This window comes from Desulfovibrio sp. GTC20076 (assembly GCF_055385905.1).
Window position 1 is genome coordinate 444,063 of the sequence record NZ_AP039366.1, and the last position, 12,824, is coordinate 456,886.

Annotated in this window: 8 protein-coding genes and 1 tRNA gene; all 9 read right to left on the minus strand. The window is 57.9% G+C overall.

Annotated features, from left to right (window positions below; all coding sequences use genetic code 11):
* Positions 1–50: 50 nt before the first annotated feature.
* The 9 genes from ACZ495_RS02025 to ACZ495_RS02065 all read right to left on the minus strand — a co-directional run bounded on the left by ACZ495_RS02025 (position 51) and on the right by ACZ495_RS02065 (position 12,468).
* Positions 51–794: a response regulator gene (locus ACZ495_RS02025; RefSeq protein ID WP_296986438.1), complete on the minus strand. Its 744-nt coding sequence runs from the start codon at positions 792–794 to the stop codon at positions 51–53.
* A 2-nt stretch (positions 795–796) separates the two neighbouring features.
* Positions 797–3,682 carry a sensor histidine kinase gene (locus tag ACZ495_RS02030; RefSeq protein WP_296986437.1) on the minus strand — a complete coding sequence of 962 codons (2,886 nt, stop codon included), beginning with the start codon at positions 3,680–3,682 and terminating at the stop codon, positions 797–799.
* Between the two features lie 34 nt (positions 3,683–3,716).
* Entirely contained in the window at positions 3,717–4,373 is a 657-nt protein-coding gene (locus ACZ495_RS02035) for a potassium-transporting ATPase subunit C (RefSeq protein ID WP_012625302.1), read from the minus strand.
* A gap of 9 nt (positions 4,374–4,382) precedes the next feature.
* Positions 4,383–6,461, minus strand: coding sequence for a potassium-transporting ATPase subunit KdpB (kdpB, locus tag ACZ495_RS02040; RefSeq protein WP_296986436.1), 2,079 nt, complete (start codon positions 6,459–6,461; stop codon positions 4,383–4,385).
* Between the two features lie 53 nt (positions 6,462–6,514).
* Complete coding sequence (gene kdpA, locus ACZ495_RS02045; protein ID WP_464262537.1) at positions 6,515–8,266, minus strand: potassium-transporting ATPase subunit KdpA; 1,752 nt, start codon at positions 8,264–8,266, stop codon at positions 6,515–6,517.
* A gap of 514 nt (positions 8,267–8,780) precedes the next feature.
* Positions 8,781–8,857: transfer RNA gene (locus tag ACZ495_RS02050), tRNA-Arg, on the minus strand.
* A 215-nt stretch (positions 8,858–9,072) separates the two neighbouring features.
* Positions 9,073–10,092, minus strand: a complete 1,020-nt coding sequence (gene argF, locus ACZ495_RS02055) for an ornithine carbamoyltransferase (RefSeq protein WP_296986434.1) — start codon at positions 10,090–10,092, stop codon at positions 9,073–9,075.
* A 114-nt stretch (positions 10,093–10,206) separates the two neighbouring features.
* On the minus strand, positions 10,207–10,755 hold the full coding sequence (locus ACZ495_RS02060) for an N-acetyltransferase (RefSeq protein WP_012625298.1): 549 nt from the start codon (positions 10,753–10,755) through the stop codon (positions 10,207–10,209).
* Positions 10,756–10,986: 231 nt separating this feature from the next.
* Positions 10,987–12,468 (minus strand): sensor domain-containing diguanylate cyclase, encoded by a 1,482-nt coding sequence (locus ACZ495_RS02065; protein WP_012625297.1) that lies wholly within the window; start codon positions 12,466–12,468, stop codon positions 10,987–10,989.
* Positions 12,469–12,824 lie beyond the last annotated feature (356 nt).

A 12,824-nucleotide genomic window follows, 5' to 3' on the forward strand; every position in this document is an offset into this window, starting at 1 on the left:
ACTATAGTTAACGTGCGGTAAATGTTTGGGCCTGCCGGTTTGCGCGACGCTCAGCTCTCTGTTTCGCCAAGGCGGGCCATGCGATAGCCCACACCCACATGAGTGTGTATGTAGTCGCATCTGGGGGCGGCGTTTTCCAGTTTTTTGCGCAGTGTTGCCATGAATACGCGCAGCGAGGGCAGGTTTTGCGGCAGCGAACTGCCCCATACGGCCTGCAGGATAGTTTTGTGTGTAAGCACCTTGCCCGCATTGCGCGCCAGCAGGCAAAGCAGCTTGTACTCCATTGGCGCAAGATGGATTTCCTGGCCGTTCACGCTTGCGCTGCCTGCGGCAAAGTCTATGCGCAGGGGGCCGTTTTCAAAGAAGCTGGCATCACGGTCCGGGTTGCCGCGCTCATAGCGTCCGCGCCGCAGGGCTGCACGCAGCCGGGCCAGCAGTTCGTCAATGCTGAAAGGTTTGGTCAGATAGTCGTCCGCCCCGGCGTCCAGCGCCGCAACCTTGTCATCATCCTCGCTGCGGGCGCTGAGCACAATGATCGGAACCATAGACCACTGACGCACCGTGCGGATAATATCTGTGCCGTCCATATCGGGCAGGCCCAGGTCCAGCAGTATGACGTCAGGCCCGGCGCGGGACGCTTCCGCAATGGCCTCACGTCCTGTGCCTGCGGTTATGCAGGCCATGGCGCGGCTTTCAAGGGCCGCTGTCACAAGGGCGCGTATGGCCTTGTCATCCTCGATCACGAGGATGCGTTCCGGGGCGCTGACGCCCTGCTGTTCGGGATATGGCGTCATGGTTACTCCCGTGCGCCGGTCCCGGTGGGCGGAGTTTCACGAAGAGACTCCGGCACCGGTCCTTCTTCAATTTCGCGTTGCAGATCCAGGGAAAATACCGCTCCCCGAGGTGTGTTGTCATGGACGCGCAGGTCGCCGCCATGCGCCTGCACAATGCTGCGGCACAGGGCCAACCCCACACCCATGCCCCGGCGGCTGTCGCCCTTTTTTATAACGGCGGAATGGAACATGTCAAAAATCCGGGTTTTCTCTTCAGCGGAAATGCCCGGCCCGTTGTCGGCAACCTCCAGTCTTGCCCGTGCGCCGTCGGCCTGTGCGCTGATGCGTATTGTGGTTCCCGCAGGGGTGTATTTTACGGCATTGTCCAAAAGGTTTACCAGCACCTGCACCATGAGCCGGGCATCCATGCGGGCCATGAGCAGTGCGTCCGCCATGTCCACGCGGATGTTGTGCGCAGCGGCGCGGCGGCGTGTGACGGCCAGGGCCTCGCGGATAATATCCTCCATCAGTTCCGGTGCAAGGCGCAGGGTAAAGCCGTATTGCTCCAGACGGGTAAGAGCCAGCAGGTTTTCTACCATTTCTACCAGATAGCGGGCGTCTTCCTCTATGGCCCGGGCCAGAGATTTACGGCGCTGCATTTCAATATCGCCCCCTGCGGCGAGCATGGCCGCGTTGCCGCAGATGGCAGTCAGAGGCGTGCGCAGGTCGTGCGAGACAGAGCGCAGCACATCGGCCCGCAGTTTTTCCTGTTGCGCACGCACGGCAATGTCCGCATTGGCGCGAGCCAGACGCTCTTTTTCCACGGCCATGGCGCATTCACCCGCCAACGCCAGCACAATGTTTTTGCTGTCTGCCGCGTTCAGGGGGGAAGCGCTGCCAGGAGAAACGTCCAGCCCGGCTACGGCCAGTACTGTGGTGCGGCTGCTGATGGGGATATAGCAGAGGCGCGCTCCCGGCAGAGAATCAGTGCCCGCACCGGCGGGCCGGCCGTTTTTTGCCACCCATTGCGCCACGGCCAGTTCATCTTTTTCTGTTCTGTGGGTGCACTCTGTCTGGCCTTTGGCCGACTGCCGGGGCAGCGTATGTGGTCGGCCGGGTTCCCGGGAAGCTTGCGCAGCCGTGTAATATGGAAAAATCCGCCTTGTTTCCAGGTGCCCGTTATATACGGGGTAGAGAACGGCATCGCAGCCGAGCAGGGTGCCGAACTGGCGCGCGGCTTCGGCGAGGATGGCATTTTCATTTTCCGCTTTCTGAAGACGGCGGCTGTTGCCGAGCAGGAGTTCTGTGTGCAGCGCCCTGGCCGCGCTTTGGCGCGCCTGGCTTCTTGCGCGTCCCGTGATGGCGCTGGCTGCTGCTGAAACAATCAGCATTGCCGCGAACAGGCTCAGATAGCCGTCGTCGTAGACCGTAAGGCTGAAGCGCGGTGCGACAAAAAGAAAATCAAACAGGGCCACGCCCAGAATGGAAGCGGTTACGCCGTACCAGGGTCCTGTCGTAAGGATGGAAACACCCAGCACCCCAAGCATGTACAGGCCGGTGATGACGGCGTTGGGCATGCCCAGCGATGACATGATCAGTCCCGTCATGGTGCATATGGCAAGCAGGGCGGCTGTTGCGCCCCATTGCCGCCATGAGCGCGGGGCCGTACCCCTAAAGGCGCGCACCATACGGTACAATGTGCCGGGCCGGGAGGCGTTTCTGGAAATGGGCTCAGCATCGGGGATGATGTAGGTCTCCATTTCCGGAGCCAGCTCGGCAAGCCGCTCCACAAGGGTTTTGCCCCGGCGGAGCCAGCCGCTGGCGGGGGAACGCCCAACCACGATCTTGCTTACCCCCGACATGCGTGCGTATTCCGCTATCTGTACGGGAATATCCTCTCCCTGCGCAGTCACAATGGCCGCTCCCAGGTCTTCGGCCAGCCGCGTGTTTTTCCGGAGTGTTCCGAGACTTTGGGTATCGTTGTGCCCCGAAGTGTTGTTGCGCACGAACAGGGCGGTAAAATCGGCATGAAAGGCTTCGGCCATGCGTGCCGCCGTGCGGATGACACGTGCGTTGCTGGGCGCGCCCGAAAGGCAGATAAGAATGTGTTCCTTGACTTGCCGTGCGGCTTCACGGCTGCCCGGTTCCGCCGGGATGGCACGGCGGTTTATGCGGTCAGCCATGCGCCGTAAGGCCGTTTCACGCAGTGCAATGAGGTTGGCGGGCAGAAAGAAATGCCCCAGGGCGTGCTGTGCCTGGGCCTGGGCGTAAATCTTGCCTTCACGCAGGCGGGCCATCAGCTCGTCCGGTTCCAGATCCACCAGTTCCACATGGTCCGCGCCGTCAAACACACTGTCCGGCACACGTTCACGCACCGCTACGCCCGTCATGGCGGCCACCACGTCATTCAGGCTTTCCAGATGCTGTACATTGACCGTGGTCCATACGGATATGCCGCCTTGAAGCAGCTCTTCCACATCCTGATAGCGTTTGCGGTTGCGGCAGCCGATGGCATTGGAGTGGGCCAGCTCGTCCACCAGGGCTATCTCCGGCTTGCGGTCCAGGACGGCGTCTACATCCAGTTCGTGAAGCGGTATGCCCCGATACTCCAGTCGCAGCGGCGCGAGGCTTTCAAGCCCTTGAAGCAGGGCCGCTGTTTCCGGCCGCGGGTGCGGTTCTACATAGCCCACCACGATGTCCTGTCCCTGCTCCGCAGCAGTATGCGCGGCACGCAGCATGGCGTAGGTTTTGCCCACCCCGGCCGCATAGCCAAAAAATATTTTGAGCGTTCCCCGGACCGGAAGATGGCCGCCGGAAAGCTCATCTGCCTGAATGCCCTGTGGCGTGCCGGTCTGGCGCAGTTGCGCCAGCAGGGCATCGGGGTCGGGGCGCGTGTGCTTGTCGGTCATGGGGTGTCCGTGGTTGCGGGTAGCGGGTAAAGGTTCAGCGGGTATGCGGCGCAGTGGAACCGGGTGGAACCGTTGCGGTCTTGCTGGTTGTGTGGCCGTTGGGCAAAAGACCGTCAAGGGCCAGATTTACCTTGAGCACATGTACGCGCGGTTCGCCAAGCAGACCCAGGGAGCGCCCATCGGTATACATGGCAATGGTACGGCGTACTTCATCAGGCGTAAAGCCCGTGGCCCGGGCCAGCCGCTCAACCTGAAAGTCTGCCGCCGCCGGTGAAATGTGCGGATCCAGGCCGCTGCCGGACTCTGTAACCAGTTCCACAGGCACGGGCGCTTTCGCCTTCTCCGGATGGGCGCGGCGCATAAGGTCCACGCGTTCAGCCAGCCTTGTGCCGTAGTTTGTGGTGGCAGGGCTGGAGTTGGAGGGACCGCCGTAAAGCAGGGGCTTGCCGTTTTTGCTGTAGGTGGTGGTATCCGGTTGCATAGGGCGGCCCCACAGATGATGGGGTTCGCTGAACGGCTGGCCCAGAAGAAGGCTGTATTCCTTGCCACCGGCCTTGATTATGCTGCCGCCCGCCTGAAAGGGGAACAGCGCCTTGCCCGCCGCCGTGACTACCAGTGTGTAGGCAATGACAACTGCCGTCATGAGGGCCAGAAACAGTGCGGAACGTCGCAACAGTGTTATGATGAGCATTTTTTCTCCTCAGACCAGGTCTAGGCCGGTCAGACACATGTCGATAAGCTTGATGGCCGCAAAAGGCGCGGCCAGTCCCCCCAGACCATAAACAAGCAGGTTGCGCCGCAGGAGTTGCCCCGAACTTTCTTCGCGGTATTTCACGCCGCGCAGGGCCAGGGGAATAAGCGCCACTATGATAAGTGCATTGTATATGGTGGCTGAAAGAACGGCACTTTGCGGGCTGTGCAGGTTCATGATGTTGAGAGCGGCCAGTCCCGGATACAGACTCACGAACAGTGCCGGAATGATGGCGAAGTATTTGGCCGCATCGTTCGCCAGAGAAAACGTGGTCAGGCTGCCGCGCGTCATGAGCAGCTGCTTGCCGATGCGCACGATATCCAGCAGTTTGGTGGGCGATGAGTCCAGATCCACCATATTGCCTGCCTCTTTGGCGGCCTGTGTCCCTGTATTCATGGCCACGGCCACATCGGCCTGCGCCAGGGCGGGAGCGTCGTTGGTCCCATCGCCTGTCATGGCAACCAGATGACCCCGTGCCTGGAATTCGCGTATGAGAGACAGCTTTGTTTCGGGGGTGGCCTCGGCAAGAAAATCGTCAACTCCGGCTTCTGCCGCGATGGCCGCCGCAGTGAGCGGATTGTCGCCGGTGACCATGACAGTCCTGATGCCCATGCGGCGCAGTTCTGCAAAGCGCTCCTTGACACCGTCTTTGATAATGTCCTTGAGATGTATGACCCCGAGGATGCTGCTTTCGCGCGCCACCACCAGGGGAGTACCGCCCTGGCGTGCTATGGCGTTGACCGCCTCCTCACAGCGCAGGCTTTCACTGCCGCCATTCTTTTCAACAAAAGCCCGCACGGCATCGGCAGCGCCCTTGCGGATGTGCTTTCCTGCCACATCCACGCCGCTCATGCGAGTTTGCGCAGAAAAAGGAATAAAAACAGCGTCTTTGCCATGCAAACTCATGTCGCAGCGGGTGAATTGATCACGGGCAAGCTGTACAATGCTGCGTCCTTCGGGGGTTTCATCGGCCAGTGAGGCCAACTGGGCCGCATCAGCAAGCTCCTCGCCGCTATGGCCGTCTACGGGAATGAATTCCACGGCCTGACGATTGCCCAGCGTGATGGTTCCTGTTTTATCCAGCAGCAGAACATCCACATCTCCGGCGGCCTCAATGGCCCGCCCGCTCATGGCCAGCACATTGGCTCGGTTGAGGCGGCTCATGCCTGCAATACCAATGGCGGAAAGCAGCGCACCTATGGTGGTTGGCGCAAGGCAGACAAAAAGCGCCACCAGCGCGGCAAAACCCACCGGATTTGCAACGTGCTCCTGGCCGGCCGTAAAGCGGGCAAAGCACCACAGCGATACCGTGACCAGAAGAAAAATGACGGTAAGTGCCACCAGTAGAACATTCAGCGCGACTTCGCTGGGAGTTTTCTGGCGGGCGGCTCCTTCAACCATGGCGATCATCCTGTCCAGAAAGCTGCGGCCCACCTCGCTGGTGACCCGTATGACCAGCCAGTCGGAAAGAACTGTAGTGCCGCCGGTAACCGCGCAGCGGTCACCGCCGCTTTCACGGATAACCGGGGCGGATTCGCCCGTGATGGCGCTTTCATCCACCGATGCCGCGCCTTCCGTTACATCGCCGTCGGCGGGGATCTGTTCACCGGCATACACCAGGATGCTGTCGCCGGGCTTGAGGGTTGTGGAGGGTACGATTTCGTGCTCATCGTGCATGGCCGGGTCGGCAAGTTTGCGTGCGGTAACGTTTCTGCGTGCCTTGCGCAGGCTTTCGGCCTGGGCTTTGCCGCGGCCCTCGGCGATGGACTCGGCAAAATTGGCAAAAAATACAGTAAACCACAGGATGATCGCAATGGCGCCTGCAAATCCCGTCTGCGCCGTGGCGGGAGAAAGTATGTTTGCGGCCCCCAACACTGTCAGCCCCGTTGCCAGAATGGCGGAAAGGTAGACGGTGAACATGACGAAATTTCGTACCTGGTCACGGGGCGACAGCTTGACCAGCGATGCAGCCAGCGCCTGCCAGAGAATGCAGTTCGTGTTGGCGGGATTGCTTGTTTTTACTGACATGATTGTATCCTTATAAAATATGGGTAGCCGGTTTGCGGTACACTCCGGTCAGTTCAGCGCGTCATTTGCAGATGTTCTGCCAGAGGCCCGAGCGCCAGAGCGGGAAAAAAGCTCAGGGCACCCACCAGCAGGATCACAAAGATGAGCAGAAAGATAAAAAGACCGTTGCAGGTGGACAGCGTGCCTGCGCCTGGCGGGCAGATTTTTTTGCCCGCCAGGCCGTCTGCCATGGCCAGAATGGCGGCAATGGGCGCAAAGCGGCCCGCCAGCATGAGCACGCCCAGAAGCACGTTGAGAAAGGGGGTGTCGGCGTTCAGCCCGGCAAAAGCGGAGCCGTTGTTGGCCCCTGCCGAAGTGGCGGCGTAAAGAATTTCGCTGAAACCGTGGGGCAGGGGATTGTTAAGGCTGTCCACAATCTGGGGGGCAAGGCACATAAGCCCGCCTCCGGCAAGGATGACAACAGGAGTGGTCAAGCAGACCACTACAGCCATTTTCATTTCAAAAGGTTCTATTTTTTTGCCCAGATACTCCGGCGTACGGCCAACCATGAGTCCGGCCAGAAACACCGTGAGAAGTACAAACGCCAGCATGCCGTACAGGCCGCTGCCGACGCCCCCAAAAATCACTTCGCCCAACTGCATGAGCACCATGGGAATCATGCCGCCCAACGGCGTGAAGCTGTCATGCATGGCGTTGACAGAACCGTTTGACACCGCCGTTGTGGCAGAAGCCCACAGCGCGCTGCCCGTGATGCCGAAGCGTGTTTCTTTTCCTTCCATATTGCCGCCAGCCTGCCCCTGCAGACCGCTTTGTGGGGCAACAAGCACCTGGCCGCCCTGGGCGATCTGCGGCGTGGCGTTCAGCTCAGCCTGCACGGTAAAACTCACTGCGCTTGTGAGCAGTATGAACATGGCCGCAAATATCGCCACGCCCTGACGCATGTCGCCTATCTTGGCGCCAAAGGTAAAGCACAAGGCGGCAGGGATAAGCAAAAGGGCCAGCATTTCAAGCATGTTGCTTGCCGGCGTGGGGTTTTCATGTGGATGGGCGGAATTGACACCGTTAAAGCCGCCACCGTTGGTTCCCAGTTGTTTTGGGGAGACCTGCGAGGCCTGGGGACCCATGGGAACAAGCTGGTGTGTGATGGGTGCGCCGTCTTCCGCTGCCAGTGGCTCCAGAAGGGCTGCTGCCCTGTAGTCTGTAAAATTTTGCGGAACACCCTGCTCGATGAGCAGCAGCGACATGACCAGCGACAGCGGCAGGAGGATATACAGGACCGCCCGTGTGGCATCGGCCCAAAAATTGCCCAGCCCGATGCCCCCAGAGGCTCTCACCCCCCGGATAAGAGCAAAAAGCACGGCAATGCCCACTGCTGCGGAAACGAAGTTCTGCACCGTCAGCCCGGCCATCTGCGAGAGATAGCTCATGGTGCTTTCTCCGGCATAGGATTGCCAGTTGGTGTTGGTCACAAAGCTGATGGCCGTATTCAGGGCCAGATGCCAACTGGCTCCGGAAACGTTCCGGGGGTTCAGGGGAAGCAAGTGCTGCGCCATAAGCAGGGCGGTCAGCGCAACCAGCGATACGGCGCTGAAAGCGATCACGCAGGCCAGGTAGCATTTCCAGCCCATCTGTTCTGCGGGGTCCACGCCCATAAGGCGGTACAGGGCGCGCTCGCAGGGGGCGAGAGCGCGTTGCAGCCAGAAAGGTTCACCGTCCATTACCTTGCCTATATATTTTCCCAAAGGCCAGGCCAGAGCCGTCAATAAAGAAAGATAAAGAAGGCACTGCCAGATGATGTTTTCCATAAAATCCTCCTGCAGGCATGAAAGCCCACAGGAAAACTCTAGGACAAGGCGTATAAAATGGGTGTAAAAATGACGAGGAGCGTATTAAATTCGTCTTAAATCCGTAATGCGGATATATGAAGAAAGGACCTCCTTGGCGGTACGCGCTCGCACGCTGTGGGGGCGGTGAGCCGGCGTTGGGCGGGAGCGCATGGTCTTACGGCATGCAGCGGCCCTTTCAAGGTGCTTTGATGACGGATGGTTGCGGATGATGACGGATGGTTGCGGATGATGGCAGATACGGCTGATTCGGCATGAAAAAGGACGACGATGGAAGCCTTGCCTGGCTACGGGCGTGATCCTTTACGGACAGACCATCATGCGCGACCTGATGGCGCGGCGCTGCATCTCGTGAAGACCGCACCTTCTGGGGCCAGGAAAACAGACAGCAGGAACAATTTTTTGCGTGTGGGGAATGGGTGCGGGGCGAAGTAAAAGCCCTTACAACGGTGCTGTCGCAAGGGCTTGATTTTTCTGGCGCGCCCGGGAGGATTCGAACCCCCGGCCAAGAGCTTAGAAGGCTCCTGCTCTGTCCATCTGAGCTACGGGCGCATGCCTGACGCGGCCGTCGGCGTTATGGCGCATCACTATAGGGAGAACGCCTTTTAACGTCAACATGTTAATCCCCGTTAACGCCAGAGGCGCGGGGCATGCTATGGCATTACATCCTGCAGGCACCTTGCGTAGCAAGGCGGACGAGGTATGCCCCCTGTGGGATGTGTGGTTCGGTCTATTTGTGCCGCCCTGTTTCTTCCAGCTTTTTCAGACTATACGTTGAAAACAAGCGGGCTTTCGGCCAATGTGGCGACCATGACCGCCTTGATGGTGTGAAGGCGATTTTCGGCTTCTTCAAAGGCCACATTGCGTGGTGACTCGAAAACCTCGTCGTTGACTTCCATGCATTCTATGCCGAAGCGCTGGAAAATCTCTTCGCCCATGCTTGTGTCACGGTTATGAAAACTTGGCAGGCAATGCAAGAACTTGCAGTCGTCATTGCCGGTCTGCCGCATGGTGTCGCCCGTTACACGATAGGGCGTGAGCAGTTCAATGCGTTCTTTCCACACGTCATCGGGTTCGCCCATGGATACCCAGACGTCTGTAGAAATGAAGTCGCAGCCCTGTACGCCTTCCACCACGTTTTCGGTGCGGCTGATGCGCGCGCCAGTGCCGGAGGCGATGTGGCAGGCCATCTCGTAAACTTCGTCCGCTGTCCACAGCGCCCTTGGTGCCACAGAACGAAAATCCAGCCCCAGAAGGGCGGAGCCGATCATAAGAGAATTGCCCATGTTATAGCGGGCATCACCCATATAGGCCAGGGTTTGCCTGTTCAGGGGCTTGGAGCAGCATTCGCGCATGGTGAGCATGTCTGCCAGGAATTGGGTGGGATGCCATTCATTGGTCAGGCCGTTCCATACCGGTACCGAGGCATGCTCGGCCAGCGCCTCGACCCTTTCCTGTCCGAAGCCGCGATATTCAATGCCGTCATAAAAGCGGGAAAGCACACGGGCAGTATCGGCCAGGGATTCTTTTTTGCCCATTTGTGAACCGGAAGGTCCAAGGTAGGTCACGCGCGCGCCCTGATCATAGGCGGCCACCTCAAAAGAACAGCGGGTACGGGTGGAGTCTTTTTCAAAAAGAATAACAATGTTCCTGCCCTTCAGAAACTCGGGTTCCCGGCGGGATTTTTTGGCCTGTTTGAGATTGGCAGCCAGGTCCAGCAGGTAGGTGAGGTCTTCCGGCGTGAAATCGATTTCTTTCAGAAAGTCTCTGTGTTGTAGTCTGTTCATGCGCTGTTTCGCCTTTGAGGTAGTGGGTCCTGCCATCCGCGCCGGGGCGCGGGCGGGTTGTGCTTGAGCACGTTGGGCTGGCCGCCATTGCGCCGCTTGTGGCGGCGCAGACGGTCAAAGGTGCAACATCATCGCGATTTCGTCACAGCAATAAAACTTGGGGCATTTGCTGCATTCCACCCAGACGCTGGGGGGCATGTCGTCCTTGTTAAATTCGGTAAATCCGCATCTGGCGAAAAAATCAGGCACAAGAGTGAAGACAAACACTCGCGGCAGCGCCAGGCTGCGGCAACGGTTTACCAGCATGGATACGAGGCGCTTGCCGAAGCCCTGCCCCTGGCAGGATGGATGAACGGCCACGGAGCGTATTTCGCCGAGGTCTGCCCACAGGACGTGCACGGCTCCGCAGGCCACTATGACGTCGTGCCCGTCGTTTACGGCCGGAGCGGTCGCGACCATATAGTCCTGAATGTGCTGGTACAGGTATTGCGGTCCCCGTGCCAGCATGACGTTGGCGGAAGCATACTGGTTGATAAGCGCCGACATGCCGTGTACGTCCGCTACCGTGGCGGGTCGGATGACCAGCTTTGAAAGGTCGCTGATGTGAACATCAGGAACAATGGGTCTGTCATCAGCGCCAGAGCGCGGAATGGCGATGGGCATTGCTTTTGCCTCTGTTGCAGGGGAAGAATGAAAGGAAGCCGCCGGATTGCGAATATGCCCGGCGGCAGGCACTGCCTGAATACCGCAGCCGTTACCGGCAAAATTTTGAAACAAAGTCGTTCCATAGCACGAAAGCCCTACAGGGGCAAGGGATTTTTGTCCATGGCAGGCGATTGCGGGGCCGTAGCCTGCCATGGCAAAAAGAGACGGGCAGTGCTTTTCAGGCAGTACTCAGCGATCGAGATGCAGTGCTTCTTCGCAGATTTCTTCGGAGTAAAAACGCAGGGTGCTTGCTTCAAAGGTTTTTGCCACCTGCATGGCGATGCCCGCCCTGTTGAGCATGTCCATAAAAGTGAGATCTTTTTCTTCAACCATATCCGTAGTGTACACACCAGCGTACAGGCGGAGAGGAAAAACCTGTGAAAAGCGGTATGCGCCGTGCTCTACCTCTTGCGCGGCATCAGAAAACCTTTCTGCCAGATCCTGACAGTTTGCGAAAGGAAGAATGCCCGCGAATGTGTTGCCAACAATGTGGTAACGTCTGGTAAGCGGGCCTTGCGGCCAGCCTTTCAGCATGCGGGCGATGCGTCGCAGTTCGCTGTTTCCGGCTTCTTTGCCGAGCATTTTGCTGTAAAAATTGAAGTTTTTGATGTCCGCCAACCAGATGGCGAATGTAATGTCCGGGTTGTTGTGCAGCAGGGCAGTGCCTTCCAGGCGGAAGCTGTGATTGACGAGAGCGTCGGTCAGAAGGGTGGTAAGCGCCATGGTTTGCAGTTGGCGGTCTTTGTCTGCATTCTGGCAATGTACACGCCAGGCAAGGAGCAGAAAAACGAGCAGGGCCAGAATGATTGTCACGCCTCCTCCATATAAAAGGGGGCGGGGAACCAGCGCCAGGTCATTGAGCGGGGCCGAGCAGAAAAGAAACCAGCCGTTATGGGTAATGGGGTCAAAGGCTGCCAGGTGCTGCTTGTCACCTGTTTTATAAAGAAAATAGTTTCTGCGGTTGCCGCCAAGGTCGGCGCGTACCGCATCAAGATCTTCCCTGTCTATTTGCCCGAGGGTAAAGATACTGGCCGCCGTGCCGGTGGAATTCGTGCCAGAGCACAGCACAAAATGCCCGTTGGCATCGATTATGCCCGCAAATCCGTTGGCATTGAAGAGCGGTTCGTCCAGGATGTCCAGCAGGTTTTCTGCCCTGATGACACCGACCAGCACGCCGATGACACCGCCTTCCTGTTCCACGGGAACAGCGCAGTAGATCACCTGCCCCGGCCCGTGAGGGTCCTTGCGAGGAGACGAAAAAAACGCCCGTCCGGCAAGGGCGTTGCGAAAAAAATCTTCATCCGAGAAATCCGTATGCTGGGGCGAGGGGCCGCTTCTGTCCATCATGGCTGCCATGCCGGAGGTATCAGCCATGCCTATCCGTATGAAGCTTCTGTTGCTGTTCAACTCTTTGAACAATGCAGATGTTTCTTGTTGTGGCATGTACACTACGGCAGTAGACAGTCCGCGGAGCGCCTGAAAGTTCTGTGTCAACTTTCGTTGCAAGAGTACACGTAGCTGGCTGGTTGTTTCATAGAGATGAAGTATGCTTGTCTGTTCTATTTGCCATGTGGCATTGCGTAATAGAATCAAGCTGCAAACAAGAAAAATGCCGCTCACAAGGAAGGCAATGGCGTAGATTTTTTTTGTTTGCTGTTGGCTTCTGTACATACCATGCCTTTTGATAGAATGATGCTTTGTATCTAATACCCTAATCTATTATTTGGCAAGTGGCAAAAATGGCACTCCCTGGCCCTCCTGCCATTTTCTGAAATTTATCATATTTTTCAAGTCTATTTGCGCAATTTTTTAGAATTGCTCTTTTTCTTCTTGCCAACTGCTGTCTAGCGCCTATGCGGCACATGCCGCCGGCTCCTCGGTATGTGCCGCATGGCGCATTGCAGGAGCAAAGTGTTGCATGTCTATCCATAGGTAATGATATTTTTGTGATCAGAGGAAAATATAAATTATATATAAAAAAATAGTATAAAAAATGAACACAGAAATATATTTATGCAGAGTATATT

Bases quoted from the DNA above. Each gene is read 5' to 3' on its own strand.
- ACZ495_RS02025 (WP_296986438.1), bottom strand. From the start codon at position 794: ATGACGCCATATCCCGAACAGCAGGGCGTCAGCGCCCCGGAACGCATC.
- ACZ495_RS02030 (WP_296986437.1), bottom strand. From the start codon at position 3,682: ATGACCGACAAGCACACGCGCCCCGACCCCGATGCCCTGCTGGCGCAA.
- ACZ495_RS02060 (WP_012625298.1), bottom strand. From the start codon at position 10,755: ATGCCCATCGCCATTCCGCGCTCTGGCGCTGATGACAGACCCATTGTT.
- kdpA (WP_464262537.1), bottom strand. From the start codon at position 8,266: ATGGAAAACATCATCTGGCAGTGCCTTCTTTATCTTTCTTTATTGACG.
- ACZ495_RS02035 (WP_012625302.1), bottom strand. From the start codon at position 4,373: ATGCTCATCATAACACTGTTGCGACGTTCCGCACTGTTTCTGGCCCTC.
- ACZ495_RS02065 (WP_012625297.1), bottom strand. From the start codon at position 12,468: ATGTACAGAAGCCAACAGCAAACAAAAAAAATCTACGCCATTGCCTTC.
- kdpB (WP_296986436.1), bottom strand. From the start codon at position 6,461: ATGTCAGTAAAAACAAGCAATCCCGCCAACACGAACTGCATTCTCTGG.
- argF (WP_296986434.1), bottom strand. From the start codon at position 10,092: ATGAACAGACTACAACACAGAGACTTTCTGAAAGAAATCGATTTCACG.